This window comes from Citricoccus sp. K5 (assembly GCF_902506195.1).
Classification (GTDB): domain Bacteria; phylum Actinomycetota; class Actinomycetes; order Actinomycetales; family Micrococcaceae; genus Citricoccus.
On the sequence record NZ_LR732817.1, the window covers coordinates 198,691 to 213,713 of the forward strand.

Sequence of the window (15,023 nt, forward strand, 5' to 3'; positions counted from 1 at the left end):
CAATTGTGGGCATCGGACGATCCGGCCTCGGGTTGTCCTTCCGCTGTGCGGAACACCGGTCCGCCCTTCCAACCACCGGAAGCTCTCGTTGAGCAGGCGGGACCGTGCTGGTTGTGTGTGGAGTACCCGAGTATGAAACGGAGAACCGGACATGACCACCATGGAAGTGTTGATCGATCCCACGGGCGCTTCCGAGCGCGCCAGCGACATGACCCTCTCGCCCAGGCCTGGCTCCCTGGCCGGCCTGAGGGTCGCCCTGCTGGACAACACCAAGCCCAATGCCACCCCCCTGCTGGAGGCCCTCGGCCACGAGTTGCGCCAGCGCCACGGCATCGGCTCGGTGACGATGTACACCAAGGACTACTTCGGCACTCCGGTGAAGGACGAGCTGCGGGACGAGATCGTCCGCGAATGCGACCTGGTGGTCACCGCCGTCGGAGACTGCGGTTCCTGCAGTGCGGCCACGGTGCTGGACGGCATCATCTTCGAGCGGCACGGACTGCCGGCCGTCAGCATCGTCAGCGATTCCTTCCTGATGTCCGGCCAGGCCATGGCCTCGCTCCAGGGCTTCCCGGGATACGACTTCCTGGCCGCAACCCATCCCATCGCGAGCCTGTCCGCGGAGGAGCTCAAGGGCCGTGCGGAGGAGCTCATCGCCGGTGTGGAGCGCATCCTCGGCGCGGAGGTGGTCGCGTGAACGGCCCGGCGGTGGACACCCGGAGCGAGGTGGCGCTGGAGGCCGATGCCCGGGGCATCCGGGACGTGCTGGAGCGGTACCAGGAGAACGGGTGGACGGACGGCCTGCCCGTGGTGCCCGTGAGCGAGTCGATCGTCGACGAGTTCCTGGCCACCTCGCCGCTGGACCCGGACGAGGTCCTCTTCGCCACCCCGCACCTGAATCGGGAGCTGACGGTCCGTTATGCGGCCATCAACGCGGCCCTGGCCGGCTGCCGGCCCGAGTACTTCCCCGTGGTGGTGGCGGCCTGGAAGGGCATTGCGCAGGAGCCCAACCCGCGCAAGGGGATCTGGCAGTCGACCACCGGCACGGCACCCTTCACCGTGGTGAACGGTCCCGTCCGGGAACGGCTGGACATCAACTCCCGCGGCAACATCTTCGGCTCGGGCCACCGGGCCAATGCCACGATCGGGCGGGCCATCAGGCTGGCCCTGATCAACGTCTTCGGACTCCGGCCGCACCAGCTGGACCAGGCCACCCAGGCCACCCCGGCGAAGTACACCGCCGTCATCGGGGAGAACCAGGAGCAGAGCCCCTGGCCTTCCCTGCACACGGAGTACGGCTTCGCCGAGGACGACGACGTGGTCACCTCGTTCGTGATCCGTTCGGTCATGCACATCGAGGCCCGCCACACCCAGGAGGCCGAGCAACTGGCCTTGGACTTCACGGATTCGATCACCCGCACCGGTGCCTTCATCCACGAGTACACCAACGCCCTGCTGGTGCTGAGCCCGGAACACGCCCAGGTCTTCGCGGGGGCCGGCTGGGACAAGGACCAGGTGCGCCGGTTCATCTTCGACCATGCCTACCGGAGCCGGGAGGATCTGGGCCGCGTGGGCAAGGACGCCATCTCCCACCATGCCCGGTGGCGGCTGGCGGCCGGCCACCCGGACGCGATCGCGGATACCGCACAGGGGTCGCAGACCCCGGACCGGGTACCGGCCCTGGCCGCCCCGGAATCGGTCCAGATCGTGGTGGCCGGGGCCAACAACGCGGGCGTCTCCGCCGTCGTCGAGGTCTTCGGGCTGAACCCGCGGCTGCGGCCCTCGTCCTACAGCGCCGTCGAGTACCGGACGAGCTGAACACCGGAACTCCACCAGACACATCGGCCGGAACCGGCCGGAGAAAGGAGCCCCTGATGGCTACCACCACCGGACCTGAGGCACAGGTCATCGACGCAGCGTTGGCCGACTTCCGGCAGATGATGGCCAGCGACGGCTACCGGGTCCTCTGGGCTCCGGACCCCGACTCGGCCGCCGAGTCCGGAACCCGGCTCACGGTCACCATTGAGGCGGGCCCGGAGGCCTGCGCTGACTGCTTGTCCCCGACGCCGGTCATGGAGGCCATCCTCCAGAAGCAGCTCGCGGGAACCCCGTACACGGTCGGATCGGTGACCCTGCCGAGCGGCCACTGACACCCGCCCTGCCAGCTCGCCACACAGCACGGTGCCCCGTCCGTTGAGGACGGGGCACCGTGCTGTGTGGCGGTGAACCGGTGAAGCTGAGTCCAGTCAGGCGGGCAGGAGGTCGTTGGTCATCCAGGACTCCGGGGCATCCACCGGCTCGATGCGGCCCGTCGTGACCAGCTCCTCGATGGAGGCGAGCCAGATCTCCTCATCGGTGACCAGCGGATCCGGTTCCTCGTCATTGACGAAGTTCTCGACCTGCACGTCCAGGGCGGAGCGGGCCACGGAGTCGTTGTCCAGGCTGGCGAAGGAGTTCTCCTCCCGCAGCGCCTCGAGGGTCTTCGTCCGGTCGGTGTCGTCCACCATGGAGGTCACCGCGTCCTCCAGTGACGCCAGGAAGGCACGGAGCTGGTCCGGCTTCTCCTGGATGTGCTGGTCGGTGGTGACGAAGTACTGGCGGTCGGAGATGACGGGGGAGAGGTCTCCGAGCACGATGGCGTCGGCCCCCTCTTGCATGTCCAGCAGCAGGAAGCTCTGATCCGGGCTGGAGATGTAGCCGTCGATCTGCCCGCGCTGGATCATCTCCCAGGACGCGGGATTGTCCGTGACCACCTGGAGGTTGACCTGCTCGGAGTCCACGCCGGCGTTCTCCAGGGTCAGGCGGAGGTTGTTCTCCGTGCTCCCGCCCTCGGAGGGGATGCCGATGGTCATGCCCACCATGTCCTGAGCGGTGGTGATGGGGCGCTCCTTCGAGAAGTTGATGCGCTGGGCCGGTCCCCGGGCGATGGTGGCGATGTTCACCACGTCCTGTCCCTGGGCCCGTGCCGCGGCCAGGTCCACCGTGTTGCAGCGGGCCACGAGGCCGGCCCCGGCGATCATCGCCTGGAGTGATGGCGAGGTGCCGCGGGCCACCTCATAGCCGAGGTCGATGCCATGGGCGGCGTCATGGCCGGCGGCCATGGCCAGCATCTCGGCGGCGAAGGACAGGGTCTCGAACGGCAGGAAGCTGATGTAGGTCACCTCGCCCAGCGACGCCTCCCCGCCGCCGTCCGCGCCACCTCCCGTGGCGCCGTCCGTGCCGCAGGAGGCCAGGGTGCCGGTGCCGGCCACGGCCAGGACCCCGGCGCCGAAGCCGCGGAAGAGGGTGCGCCTGCTGAGGCCGCGGCCGAGCAGCCCCGTGTCGGATCGGAGTGGCCCCTGCCGGGCAAGGAGATGAGGGGTCGGGGTATCGGGCCTGGTCATGAGTGATCTCCTCCGGAGTCGGTTGCGGTGCTGCGAGGCCGGCCGGCGCCGGCATCGGCGGGCAGGGGGATGTGCTGTTCCAGGGCGGTTCGCTGGATGGAGCGCGCCGTGCTCCGGACGAGCAGTCCGTAGGGGGTGTTGGTGGTCCCCTCGGGGACCACGATGGAGATGGCGGCCACCGGCCGGCCCTGGCGGTCCAGGATCGGTGCCCCGATGCCGACGCGGGGGAAGGTCCTGTTGTTGTTGACGGAGTACCCGGTGGTCCGCGTCTCGGCCAGGGCCGCCCGGACGGCGCCGGCTGCATCGGCGCCGGTGCCCTGGCGCGCCTCCAGCCGGGCCAGGTACCGCTGCTGGGCGGCAGGGTCCTGGAAGGCCAGCAGGGCCATGCCCACGGCCACCACGTGGTAGGGGTCCCGTTGGCCGATGCGTGGACGCTCGTTACCCGGACCGCGGGGCCGCAGGCTCTCCACGGTGGTGATCTGCGGCCCGTCCGGGATGCCGAGGTGGACGGGGAATCCCGTGGTGGAGTAGAGGTCCTGCATGAACGGAAGGGCCACCCGCTGCAGGCCGTGGGTCTTGGGCGCCAGCAGACCGAAGTTCCAGAGGTCCACGCCGATGCACAGCAGGTCCTCGTCATCACGGTCGAGCATCCCCAGGGACAGCAGCTCACCGACCATGCGGTGGGTGGTGGTCAGCGGCAGCCCGGACCGTCGGCTCAGATCGGACAGGGTCAGGTGCGGGTGCTCGTGGTCGAAGGCGGAGAGCAGCCGGTGCAGGCGGCCCAGGACGGACCGCCGCGGATGATCCGCTGCCGGCCCGCGGTGCGGCGGTGGAAGGGTTCCACCGGACGAGGGCACGACGACGAGGCGCGGGTGGCGCTGGTCCTCGCCGCCCGGTGTGGTCCGGCCCGCCACGGCGGACGGTGCGCCGAGGGCAGTCATGCCACGTTCCCCTGCTGCGCGTACACGGACTCGTGCCACGGGATTAGGAAGCGCTTCAGGATGAAGACCGCTCCGTAGAGCACCAGGCCCAGGACGGCGAGCAGGACGACCACGCCGAACAGCCCGGGGGCATCCAGTTGGTTCAGGGTCCGTACCACCATGTAGCCGAGGCCCTCGTTGCCGCCGAGGTACTCGCCCACGATGGCCCCGATCACGGCGAACACGATGCCGGTCTCCATGCCCGCCAGCAGATAGGGCATCACGCTGCGGAAATCGAGGTTGGTGAAGCGCTGCATCTTGCCGGCGTTCAGGGCGGTCATGACGTCCCGGTGCCCGGGGTCGATCGACTTCACGCCCAGCAGGACGTTCAGCATGATCGGGAAGAAGGCCAGCATGGCGGCGATGATGACCTTGGAGCTCATGCCGAAGCCGAACCAGATGACGAACAACGGCACGAAGGCGACCTTCGGCACCACCTGCAGCAGGACGATGATCGGCCGGACCGTCATCTCCAGCCAGGCCACCTTGCCCAGGACGACCCCCACCAGGACGCCGAGGACCACGGCCGCCAGGAAGCCCATGATGATCTCCGAGGCGGTGATCCACGCGTGGCCCCACACCTCCGGGTCCTGGACCAGCTCGCCCAGCCGCTCGGCGATCAGGGAGGGCGGGGGCAGGATCAGGGTGGAGACATCGAAGACACGGACGCTGATCTCCCAGATGGTGCACAGCACCACGATGAGCAGGGGTGCGCCGACCCAGGGCAGGAGTCTTGCCAATCGTGACGAACTCATGATTCCTCGCTTTCCAGAGCGTGCCGGAGATCGCGGACGGTGGAGCCGAAGGCCTCGGTGGCCTGGACGTCGAGCGGGCGGGGGCGGTCGAGGCCGACCTCCACGATGGACTGGATGCGTCCCGGGCGTGGGGTCAGCTGCACCACCCGGTCCCCGATGAAGACCGCCTCGGAGATGTCGTGCGTGACGAAGACGACGGTGGCCTCGGTGGCCAGGGTGATGCGCTGGAGTTCCAGGTTCATCTTCTCCCGGGTCAGGGCGTCCAGGGCGCCGAAGGGCTCGTCCATGAGCAGCAGTTCGGGGTCCCGGCTCAGGGCTCGGGCGATGGCCACCCGCTGACGCATGCCGCCGGAGAGCTCGCGCGGGTAGGACTTCAGGAAATCACCGAGGCCCACCAGATCGGCCAGTTCGGTGGCCCGGCGGCGGCGCTCGACCTTGCCCACACCGCGGAGCTTGAGGGGCAGGGCGATGTTGTCCGTGATGTCGAACCACGGGAACAGGTGGGGTTCCTGGAAGACCACCCCGAGCTGCTCCAGCACGCCGCTTTCCACGGCATGTCCCTTCCAGAGCGGCTTTCCGGAGACGTAGACGTTGCCCTCGGTGGGCGGCAGCAGTCCGGCCATGATGCGCAGCAGGGTGGACTTGCCACAGCCGGAGCGGCCGATCAGGGAGACCGTCTCGCCCTCGGAGATGTCCAGGTTGATGTCCTGGAGTGCCTCGGTGCGCTGGGTCTTGGTCGCGAAGACCTTGGACACGGACTTGATGGAGAAGGTGGCCGGTGCCGCCTCCGGTGGGTTGTTCTCAGGCGTGGGGGCGTCTGACCTGACGCCTGCTGGGCTGGTCTGCACCACGGATGGACCTCCTACAAGGGTGAGGTGGATCACAGTCACGGTAACCGGGGTGGAAGAGGCCCAGAACGGCCCCTTCCGGAGAACGGAAGGAGGGTGGAGGCGCCGGTCCTCCACCCCCTAGGTTTCAGGCAACCTGAGAAAGGGAATCCGTATGAGCACCCCATTGACCACCCCGGTCACCGTGACCCTGGACGAGCTCCCCGGCCTGCGGGGCCGGACCCTGGGCCCGTCGGGCTGGCGGACCATCAGCCAGGAGGACATCGACGTCTTCGCGGACCTGACGGGGGACCACAATCCAATCCACGTGGACGAGGCCTTCGCCGCCAGCAGCGTCTATGGCACGCGGATCGCCCACGGACTGCTGTCCCTGAGCATCGTCGTCCCGCACCTGTCCCAGCTGTGGAAGGTGACCGGGGCCGGCGTCGGGATCAACTACGGCCTCAACAAGGTGCGCTTCCCGGCACCCACGCCGGCCGGTGCCCGGGTCCGGGCCCGGGCCGAGGTGCTGGAGGTGACGGAGCTCGACGGCGGATGGCAGGTCGTCCTGAAGGTCACCTATGAGCTCGAGGGCGGTGAGAAGCCGGTCTGCGTGGCCGAGTTCGTCCTGAGGTACTACCGATGAGCGTCGCCCCGGCCGGGGCCGCCACCCGCCTCGACGGCCAGGTCGCCGTGGTGACCGGCGCCGGCCGGAGCCTGGGCCGGGCCTACGCGCTGGCCCTGGCTGAGGCGGGGGCCGCCGTCGTGGTCAATGACCTGGACCGCTCCACGGCGGACGCCACCGCCGCGCAGATCCGTGCCTCCGGGGGCCGCGCCGTCGCCGTGGTGGCCGCGGTGGGTTCAGCGGCGACGGCACAGGAGCTCGTGGACACGGCGGTGGGGGATTTCGGCCGGCTGGACGTCATGGTGGCCAACGCCGGGGCGCTCCGGGACCGCGTGCTGTGGAAGATGTCCGACGATGATTTCGACCTGGTGATCTCCTCCCACCTCCGCGGCGCCTTCACGTGCGGCCGGGCGGCCTCCGTGGCGATGCGCGAGCAGGGTGAGGGCGGGCGGATCATCCTGATCGGTTCCCCCGCGGGGCAATTCGGCAGCTTCGGGCAGACCAACTACGCCGCGGCGAAGGCCGGGCTGGTGGCCATGGCGAGGACGTGGTCCCTGGAACTGGCCCGGGCCAACATCACGGTCAACACGGTGATCCCCACCGCCCTGTCACCGATGACGGCGACCATTCCGGCCTATGCGCAGGTCTACGAGGACTTCCTCCAGGGCCGTCCCATCCCCGCCGCTTACCGGCGAGAGCACGCCCTCGGCTCCCCGGAGGACGTGGCGCCCCTGGTCGTCTGGCTCGCCTCACAGGCCTCTGCGGGCGTCACGGGTCAGGCCATCGGACTCGGCGGGGACCGCCTGACGCTCTACTCCCACCCGGACGTGCTGCGGACCCTGGACCACGACGGCGGCTGGTCGCCGGAGGCGATCGACGGCGCCTGGCACGGGGGCCTGGACCGCCAGGCCCAGCCCTCCGGCCCGCGTTCCGCCCGGGAGAAGGCGTGAGCGGCCAGCACAGCCTCGTCTGGCAGGGGATCGCCGCGGCCGATCCGGACCGGACGGCCGTGGTGGGCGCGGACGGACGAACCTGGACATACGGTCAGCTGACCCGGGATGCCGCCGGCCTGGCCCGGGCGCTGCAGGACCACGGCGTCCGCCCCGGCGATCGCCTGGCAATCCTGCTGTACAACCGGCCCGAGTTCCTCATCGCCGTCTACGCGTGCCTGGCCACCGGGATCATCCCGGCACCCCTCAACTACCGGATCCGATCCGCTGACCTGGCGCAACTGCTGGCGGACTCGCAGGCCTCCGCCCTGGTGGCACCGGACTCGCTCGGGGAAGTCGTGGACGGAGCGCTGGAGCTCCTCGCCTCCCCGCCGGTCCTGATCCGGGTGGAGGACACGCCTGGGCGCCCCGCGGGCGGGGCCACCACGGACAGAGAGCCAGACTCCCGGACCGTCCTGTGCTGGGACCAGGCCGTGAACCGGGACGGCTCGCTCCCGCCCTCTCCTCCGGAGGACGCCGAACTCTGGATCTACACCGGAGGCACCACGGGGCGGCCCAAGGCGGCACGGTGGGTGGCCTCTGACCTGTTCGCCTCGCAACTGTTCAGCACCTACACGGTCCTGGGACTGGAGCCGCCCGGTGACGTGGCCGGAGCCGTGGCCGCCGCGATGGACGCGAGGACGCCGCACGTGGTCACCCTGCCCCTGGCCCCCTTCATCCACGGAACCGCCCTGACCGTCTCCCTCAGCACGCTGGTCCTGGGCGGGACGGTCCTCACCACCGATTCGCCCCGCCTGGACGCGGAGGCCGCGGTCCGGCTCGCCGGCGAGAGAGGGGCCACCCGCCTCGTGGTGGCCGGTGACGCCGTGGCCATCCCCGTGCTGGACGCCGCAGACAGGCTGGGCCTCCGGCTCGGCCACGTCACGTCCGTCTACAGCTCCGGGATGCGCTTCAGCCCCGAGACCAAGCGCCGGTTTCACGAACAGGGTGAGGTGTCCATCGTGGATCTTCTCGCCACCACCGAGGGCGGGGGGTTCGCCGTCACCCAGACTGACGGCGCAGACGACCTGCCGGGACGTCCGCGACTGTTCCCGACCGCCGTCGTGCTGGACGAGGGCCTCAATGAGGTCCAGGACCGCGTCGGCGCGCTGGGCATCCTGGCCTCCCACGGCGCACTGCCCCGTGGATACCACGGTGACGAGCGGAAGACGGCCGAGACGTTCCCGATGATCCGGGGGAAACAGCATGTGGTGCCCGGCGACTGGGTCCGCGTCCTGGAGGACCGCCACATCGAGTTCCTGGGCCGTGGCAGTTCCGTGGTCAACACCGGTGGCGAGAAGGTCTATCCGCAGGAGGTGGAGGAAGCCCTGCTCAGCCACCCCTCGGTGCTCGACGCCGTGGTGGTGGGGCTTCCGGATGCCCGCTTCGGCGAGATCGTGGCGGCCGCCGTCGCCGTGCAGGACGCGACGCCGGCCACGGCCATCCTGGACCACGCCGCCTCCCGGCTGGCCGGCTACAAGAAACCCCGGCACGTGATGGTCCGGCCCGTCCTGGACCGGAGCCCGCAGGGAAAACTGAACCTCGCCCAACTGCGCCAGGACATGACCCGCGACCGTGAAGCCCAGGGAAGGACACCATGACCGAGGCCGCCGTCCAGGACGGGACCGAACTGACCTATCCCGGCGACCTGCTCGGGTTCGCCGCGGACCTGACCGCCGCGGAGCGGGCCAAGCTGCTCCAGCTGAGGGCCTACCTCGACGAGCATGTCCGGCCCACCCTTCCCGACCACTGGGAGCGCGCGGCCCACCTCGGCCATCTCCGCGGGCCGCTGGCCGAGATGCGCCTCGTGGACGACCCCGCCCTGGTGGACGGTGAGGGCCGGACCCGTGCCCTGTACCGGGGATTCCGCAGCATCGAACTGTGCCGTGCCGACCTGTCCGTGTCCATGACCTACGGCGGCCAGGTCGGGATGTTCCGCACCCTCGTGCTGGAGGGCGGCAGCCCCGCGCAGGTGGCGGACTGGGATCAGGACATCATCGACTTCCGGATGACCGGCTGCTTCGCCCTCACCGAGCCCGAGCACGGATCGGACATCGCCGGCGGCCTGGCCACCACCGCCCGCCGCCAGGGCGAGGGCTGGGTCCTCAACGGCGCCAAGCGGTGGATCGGCAACGCCACGATCTCGGACCACGCCGTGGTGGTGGCCCGGGAGGAGGGCGGCGACCGCGTCCTGGCCTTCCTGGTCCCCGCGCGGGCACCGGGGGTGGAGATGTCCGTGATCGAGCACAAGGCGGCGCTGCGGACCGTCCACAATGCGGACATCACGTTGCGGGAGGTCCAGGTCCCGGACGAACTGAGGTTGCCCCGCATCACCTCGTTCGCGGACCTCAACCGCGCCTTCCGCACCCTGCGCCCCGAGATCGCCTGGAGTTCCGCCGGAATGCAGCTGGCCGCCTACGAGGCGGCCCTCGGGTATGCGCAGCGGCGTGAGCAGTTCGGCCGGCCCATCGCGTCCTTCCAGCTGGTGCAGGACAAGCTGGTGCGGATCGTGGAGAACATCGCCCAGACCCTCGCCCTGGCCGTGCGTACCACCACTCACCCCGTGGCCGATGACGTGACGCCGAGCCTGATCAAGCTGGTGGCCGGCAACCGGCTCCGGGAGTCCGCGGCCCTGGCGCGGGAGACCGTGGGCGGCAACGGCCTGCTCCTGGAGAACGACGTGGTCCGCTACTTCATGGACGCCGAGGCCATGTACACGTTCGAGGGCACCCGCGAGATGAACACGCTGATCCTCGGGCGCGCCCTGACCGGGCACAGCGCCTTCGTTCGATGAAAGGGACCATGATGAGCCACGCCATCCAGGAGCAACCCCGGGCCACACCGGTCATCGGCGAGTACGAGGTGGTGGTCGTCGGCGGTGGCCCCGCCGGTCTGATGGCTGCCGCGTCAGCTGCCCGCGAGGGCCGGTCGACCGTGCTCATCGAGCGCTACGGTTTCCTGGGCGGCGCCGGGACCATGGGCGGGTTGAGCACGTTCTGCGGGCTCCACGCCCGCGTCCGGGGCGAGCACCGGCGGGTCGTGCGCGGATACGCCGACGAGTTGCTGGACCGGCTCGACCGGATGGATGGGCTCAGCGAGCCGCACCTCAGTGTCCAGGACCGGATCCAGGCCCAGGCCTTCGACATCTCGGCCTACAAGGTCGCGGCCGACGAGTTCCTGGTCGGCAGCGGAGCGGACATCCTGTTCCACGCCACGGCCGTCGGCGCGGCCATGGCCGCCGACGAGCGGATCGATGCGGTGCTGATCGAATCCAAGTCCGGCCGGGCCGCCATCCGCGGGCAGGTCTTCATCGACGGCTCCGGGGACGCCGACCTCGTGCGATGGTCCGGCGCCCCCGTGGAGAAGTCCGCCGAGCTCCTCTACCCGTCACTGATGTTCCGCATCAACGGCGTGGACCACCGGTCGGCCGGAGAGGCCTGGCGGACCGTGGCCACGTTGATGGAGGACGCCGAGGCCCGGGGGGAACGGACCTTCCCACGTAAGAAGCCGATCGTCAGACCGCAGCGCAACCCCCTGGAGTGGCGGGCCAACCTGACCCAGCTGTCCAATGAGGACGGTTCCGCGGTGGACGGCACGGACCTGTGGCAGCTCTCCCACGGCGAACTGCAGGGCCGGCGCCAGGTGTGGGACGTCTTCGGGTTCATCCGGGACCACACCCCCGGCTTCGCGGAAGCCTACGTGGTGGACATCGCACCGCAGATCGGCATCCGTGAGACCTACCGCAGCCTCGGCGCCTACCAGCTCAGTGAGGCGGACATCCTGGGCTGCGTGGACTTCGAGGATGCCATCGGGGTCCAGGGCTGGCCCGTGGAGGCCCATGTGGAGGGGACCGTGGAGTTCAGGTTTCCGCCCGGTGGACTCGAATCCCGGGGCTTCAACCAGCTGCCGTACCGCATGCTCCTACCGCAGGGGGTGGACAACCTGCTGACCGTGGGGCGCTCCGCCTCGATGACCCAATGGGGTCAGTCCTCGGCCCGCGTCACCGGCCCCTGCTTTGTCATGGGACAGGCCGCCGGGACCGCGGCACACCTCAGCCTCACCGAGGGGACAGCGGTGGGCGGCATCGACGTGGCTCGCCTCCAGGGGCGGCTGGCTGACGCCGGGGCATACCTGGGGACCGACCTGCCACCGGACGACTGAAGGAAGGCACAACCATGAACACCACCCCCATGATCCCGCCCTGGCCACCGCTGCGGAGCAACTTCCCCGTGGACTCCATGCGCTCCCTGGCCCGGCGGGCGGAATGGAAGCCTCTGGGGATCGACCCCGAGCACCTGGACCGGCCCAAGGTCGCCATCGTCAACACCTCGAACGACCTGGCGGCGTGCTTCGCCCACCTGGACGGGATCGTGGTGGTGCTCAAGGAGGAGCTGCGGAGCCTGGGGGTGCTTCCCCTGGAGATCCGTACCTCCGCACCCTCGGACTTCATCACGAGCGTCGGCCGGGCCGGCCGGTACGTGCTCCCGGCGCGGGACCTGATCACCAACGACATCGAGGTGATGGTCGAGGGGGCCCAGCTGGACGGGATGATCTGCCTCAGTTCCTGTGACAAGACCACTCCGGCCCACCTGATGGCCGCCGGACGGCTCAACGTGCCCACGGTGGTCATCCCCTGCGGCTACCAGCACTCCGGGCTGGCGGAGGACGGCGGCGCGGACATCGAGGAGGTGTTCCTCCAGGCCTCCTACCACTCCATCCGCGGCGGCGACCAGGGAGAGATGGAGGCGATGGCGGACACCGCCATCCGCGGCCCGGGAGTCTGTGCCGGGCTGGCCACCGCCAACTCCATGCACATGATCGCCGAGGTCCTCGGCATGGCCGTCTCCGGGGCGGCACCCGTCCGGGCGAACAGCGAGCGGATGTGGGACTCCGTCCGCCGCTCCGCCGCGGCGATGGCCCACGCCCTGCGGCACGACGTCCGCCCCCGGGACATCATCACCGCCGGCGCCATCCATGATGCGGTCACCGTGATGCTCTCCGTGGGAGCCTCGGTGAACACCATCAAGCACCTGCAGGCCGTCGCGGTCGAGGCGGGACTGGACGTCGACGTCTGGGAGGCCTTCCGCGCCCAGGGCCGCCGGGTGCCGCTGCTGGCCTCCATCCGCCCCAACGGCCCGCACCTGGTGGAGGACCTTGAGGACGCCGGGGGAGCGGCCACGATCCTCCGGGAGCTGGCACCCCTGCTGTCCACCGACCGGATCACGGTGACGGGAGAGACGCTCGCCGCACGCATCGGCGCTGCGCCACCGGCGGACGGCACGGTCATCCGCGGCCTGGGGGATCCGTACTCCACCCAGCCCTCCATCGTGGTGCTGCGGGGCAGCCTGGCTGCCACCGGCTCGGTGTCCAAGCGGCCCATCCCAGACCCGGGGCCCTATACCTTCACCGGCCCCGCGCGGATCTTCCACTCCCGGGAGGAGGGGATCGAGGCGGTGGCCGCGGGCCGGGTCCAGGCCGGCGACGTGGTGGTCCTGCGCGGCCTCGGCCTGGAGGGCGGCCCGGGGATGGGGTTCGTCTCCGGCCTGATCTTCGCGCTCGAGGGTGCCGGCCTGGCCGGTCGGGTCGGCTTCGTCACCGACGGTCAGTACTCCGGGCTGGCCAACTCCGGGGTCATGGTGGGGGAGGTCTCTCCCGAGGCCGCCACTGGCGGTGCCATCGGACTGATCCAGGACGGGGACCCCATCGCGATCGATCTCCAGGCCGGCACCATCGACGTCCTGGTGGACCCGGCGGTGCTCCAGGTCCGGCCGCCCTTCCGGCGCCCGGAAGAGCACCAGCCCGACGCCGGCCCCGTCGGCTACCTGGACCTGTACCGCAGTGCCGTCCAGCCCCTGGCCTGCGGCGCGGTGCTGTGTCCGCGCCCGGGAACCGCGGGCCAGGGGGCCTGCGCCGCGGAAGCCGGCCGGCCGGCGTCGTGAGCTGTGCCCAGTTACCGCGAGCTCTCCCAGGAGGCATCGAAGCGGCCGGTCCTCAGCGGCAGGATGGTCACCAGCGCCAGCACGCCGAGAGCCAGGATATACAGCGAGATCGGCCAGGAGGCGCCGAAGCTGGCATAGAGGCTGGTGGCGATCAGCGGGGCGAACCCACCGCCGACGATCGAGCCGATCTGGTAGGCCGTGGAGGCGCCCGAGTACCGGACATTGGCGGGGAACAACTCGGCCACCAGAGCCGCCTGCGGACCGGCCATGAGCGACTGGGCGATCAGGAGGACGGCGAACCCGAGCAGGATCAGCACCGGCTGCGCCGTGTCCACGAGCCAGAAGAACGGGAAGGCGCCCAGGACCACGAGCGCCGCGCCGGCCACGAAGACGGACTTCTGCCGGAAGCGATCCGCCAGCATCGCTCCCAGCAGCACCGTGACCAGGTGGACCACCGCACCGCCGACGATCAGCCAGAGCATGGTGGGCTGGGGGAGGCCCAGCGCCTCGGTGCCGTAGGAGAGCATGTACACGGAGTAGAGGTAGCCGATGGCCGGGGAGGCGGCGGAGGCCAGGCCGGCGAGCAGGGTGGTGCCGCCGTGGTGGCGCAGCAGCTCGCCGAGGGGGAAGCGGTGTACCTCGTCGTTCTCCTGCGTCTGCTGGAAGACCGGGGAGTCCTCGACCTTGAACCGCAGGTAGAGGGCCACGATGATCAGCAACGCGGAGACCAGGAATGGCACGCGCCAGCCCCAGGCCTGGAAGGCCTCCGGTGCGAGGGTGGCTGTGACGAGGATGAAGACCAGGTTGGACACGATGATGCCGACGGGCAGCCCCATCTGCGGGAAGGCGCCGAACAGGGCTCGCCGGTTCCGCGGGGCGTACTCGACCGCCATGAGGACGGCGCCACCCCACTCGCCGCCCACGCCGAGGCCCTGGACGAAGCGCAGCACCACCAGCAGGATCGGCGCCCAGACGCCGATCGTCGCGAAGTTCGGCAGCAGGCCGATGCCCACGGTGGCGCCGCCCATCACGAGCATGGTGATCAGCAGCATCTTCTTGCGGCCGATCTGGTCGCCGAAGTGGCCGGCGAGCAGTCCGCCGATCGGCCGGGCGATGAACCCGACCGCGAAGGTGGCGAAGGCCGCGAGCGTCCCGGCAATCGGGTCCTCGCTCGGGAAGAACTGTGGTCCGAAGATCAGGGCTGCCGCCGAGCCGTAGATGAAGAAGTCGTACCACTCGATGGCGGTGCCCACGAAGCTGGCGCCGAGGACCTTGCGCTGTTCGGCGGGGGTGGGGGCCACCGCACCGGCTGGGGGCGTCGGGGAGTGGGGCGTCTCTGCGGCTGGAGCGGCGGAGTGGTTCGAAGGCAAGGATCGAAACCTTTCTCGGATCTGGTCACGGGGGCGTCGGTTGAGGTCGTCGTGCGGTGATCTGAAACACATGTCACTATCCCCGTAGGCAGTTGGATTGTCAACAATTTTGTTGGCAGTCTCGCTGATTCCTGTCTACGCTGGGGGCAAGAGTG

The 15,023-nt window shown here is 70.0% G+C and carries 14 protein-coding genes; 9 read left to right on the forward strand and 5 right to left on the reverse strand.

The window, feature by feature from the left end; all coding sequences use genetic code 11:
- Positions 1-151: 151 nt before the first annotated feature.
- From BOSE125_RS00885 to BOSE125_RS00895, 3 genes are read left to right on the forward strand one after another with little or no spacing between them, the layout of a single operon-like run.
- Positions 152-697 carry a UGSC family (seleno)protein gene (locus BOSE125_RS00885; RefSeq protein ID WP_159548760.1) on the forward strand — a complete coding sequence of 182 codons (546 nt, stop codon included), beginning with the start codon at positions 152-154 and terminating at the stop codon, positions 695-697.
- Complete coding sequence (locus BOSE125_RS00890) at positions 694-1,818, forward strand: hypothetical protein (RefSeq protein WP_159548763.1); 1,125 nt, start codon at positions 694-696, stop codon at positions 1,816-1,818. The genes BOSE125_RS00885 and BOSE125_RS00890 overlap by 4 nt, the downstream gene beginning before the upstream one ends.
- A 56-nt stretch (positions 1,819-1,874) precedes the next feature.
- Positions 1,875-2,150, forward strand: a complete 276-nt coding sequence (locus tag BOSE125_RS00895) for a hypothetical protein (RefSeq protein ID WP_159548766.1) — start codon at positions 1,875-1,877, stop codon at positions 2,148-2,150.
- Positions 2,151-2,246: 96 nt separating this feature from the next.
- Here BOSE125_RS00895 and BOSE125_RS00900 read toward each other — a convergent pair whose 3' ends face one another.
- The 4 genes from BOSE125_RS00900 to BOSE125_RS00915 are packed head-to-tail and all read right to left on the reverse strand — an operon-like array spanning position 2,247 to position 5,969.
- A complete protein-coding gene (locus BOSE125_RS00900; protein ID WP_159548769.1) occupies positions 2,247-3,383 on the reverse strand; it encodes an ABC transporter substrate-binding protein in 1,137 nt (378 codons plus the stop codon).
- Positions 3,380-4,324 carry an IclR family transcriptional regulator gene (locus tag BOSE125_RS00905; protein ID WP_159548772.1) on the reverse strand — a complete coding sequence of 315 codons (945 nt, stop codon included), beginning with the start codon at positions 4,322-4,324 and terminating at the stop codon, positions 3,380-3,382. The genes BOSE125_RS00900 and BOSE125_RS00905 overlap by 4 nt, the downstream gene beginning before the upstream one ends.
- Positions 4,321-5,118 carry an ABC transporter permease gene (locus BOSE125_RS00910; RefSeq protein ID WP_159548775.1) on the reverse strand — a complete coding sequence of 266 codons (798 nt, stop codon included), beginning with the start codon at positions 5,116-5,118 and terminating at the stop codon, positions 4,321-4,323. The genes BOSE125_RS00905 and BOSE125_RS00910 overlap by 4 nt, the downstream gene beginning before the upstream one ends.
- Positions 5,115-5,969: an ABC transporter ATP-binding protein gene (locus tag BOSE125_RS00915; protein WP_201301104.1), complete on the reverse strand. Its 855-nt coding sequence runs from the start codon at positions 5,967-5,969 to the stop codon at positions 5,115-5,117. Before BOSE125_RS00915 ends, BOSE125_RS00910 begins: the two co-directional genes overlap by 4 nt.
- A 151-nt stretch (positions 5,970-6,120) precedes the next feature.
- Between BOSE125_RS00915 and BOSE125_RS00920 the strand changes: the two genes are divergently transcribed.
- Genes BOSE125_RS00920 through BOSE125_RS00945 form a run of 6 tightly spaced genes read left to right on the forward strand, consistent with a single transcriptional unit; the run spans position 6,121 to position 13,498 of the window.
- Positions 6,121-6,591: a MaoC family dehydratase gene (locus tag BOSE125_RS00920; RefSeq protein ID WP_159548778.1), complete on the forward strand. Its 471-nt coding sequence runs from the start codon at positions 6,121-6,123 to the stop codon at positions 6,589-6,591.
- Positions 6,588-7,520 (forward strand): SDR family oxidoreductase, encoded by a 933-nt coding sequence (locus tag BOSE125_RS00925; RefSeq protein WP_159548781.1) that lies wholly within the window; start codon positions 6,588-6,590, stop codon positions 7,518-7,520. Before BOSE125_RS00920 ends, BOSE125_RS00925 begins: the two co-directional genes overlap by 4 nt.
- Entirely contained in the window at positions 7,517-9,160 is a 1,644-nt protein-coding gene (locus BOSE125_RS00930) for an AMP-binding protein (RefSeq protein WP_159548784.1), read from the forward strand. Before BOSE125_RS00925 ends, BOSE125_RS00930 begins: the two co-directional genes overlap by 4 nt.
- Positions 9,157-10,353 (forward strand): acyl-CoA dehydrogenase family protein, encoded by a 1,197-nt coding sequence (locus tag BOSE125_RS00935; RefSeq protein WP_159548787.1) that lies wholly within the window; start codon positions 9,157-9,159, stop codon positions 10,351-10,353. Before BOSE125_RS00930 ends, BOSE125_RS00935 begins: the two co-directional genes overlap by 4 nt.
- Positions 10,354-10,361: 8 nt before the next feature.
- Entirely contained in the window at positions 10,362-11,720 is a 1,359-nt protein-coding gene (locus BOSE125_RS00940; protein ID WP_201301105.1) for an FAD-dependent oxidoreductase, read from the forward strand.
- A gap of 14 nt (positions 11,721-11,734) precedes the next feature.
- Positions 11,735-13,498: a dihydroxy-acid dehydratase gene (locus BOSE125_RS00945; RefSeq protein ID WP_201301106.1), complete on the forward strand. Its 1,764-nt coding sequence runs from the start codon at positions 11,735-11,737 to the stop codon at positions 13,496-13,498.
- Positions 13,499-13,509: 11 nt separating this feature from the next.
- On the opposite strand, the gene BOSE125_RS00950 is transcribed toward BOSE125_RS00945, so the two are convergent.
- Entirely contained in the window at positions 13,510-14,868 is a 1,359-nt protein-coding gene (locus BOSE125_RS00950; protein ID WP_236557749.1) for an MFS transporter, read from the reverse strand.
- Positions 14,869-15,023: the final 155 nt, after the last annotated feature.

Excerpts from the sequence above, each read along its gene's own strand:
- BOSE125_RS00885 (WP_159548760.1), top strand. The coding sequence starts at position 152 with ATGACCACCATGGAAGTGTTGATCGATCCCACGGGCGCTTCCGAGCGC.
- BOSE125_RS00895 (WP_159548766.1), top strand. The coding sequence starts at position 1,875 with ATGGCTACCACCACCGGACCTGAGGCACAGGTCATCGACGCAGCGTTG.
- BOSE125_RS00900 (WP_159548769.1), bottom strand. The coding sequence starts at position 3,383 with ATGACCAGGCCCGATACCCCGACCCCTCATCTCCTTGCCCGGCAGGGG.
- BOSE125_RS00905 (WP_159548772.1), bottom strand. The coding sequence starts at position 4,324 with ATGACTGCCCTCGGCGCACCGTCCGCCGTGGCGGGCCGGACCACACCG.
- BOSE125_RS00910 (WP_159548775.1), bottom strand. The coding sequence starts at position 5,118 with ATGAGTTCGTCACGATTGGCAAGACTCCTGCCCTGGGTCGGCGCACCC.
- BOSE125_RS00920 (WP_159548778.1), top strand. The coding sequence starts at position 6,121 with ATGAGCACCCCATTGACCACCCCGGTCACCGTGACCCTGGACGAGCTC.
- BOSE125_RS00925 (WP_159548781.1), top strand. The coding sequence starts at position 6,588 with ATGAGCGTCGCCCCGGCCGGGGCCGCCACCCGCCTCGACGGCCAGGTC.
- BOSE125_RS00935 (WP_159548787.1), top strand. The coding sequence starts at position 9,157 with ATGACCGAGGCCGCCGTCCAGGACGGGACCGAACTGACCTATCCCGGC.
- BOSE125_RS00940 (WP_201301105.1), top strand. The coding sequence starts at position 10,362 with ATGATGAGCCACGCCATCCAGGAGCAACCCCGGGCCACACCGGTCATC.
- BOSE125_RS00945 (WP_201301106.1), top strand. The coding sequence starts at position 11,735 with ATGAACACCACCCCCATGATCCCGCCCTGGCCACCGCTGCGGAGCAAC.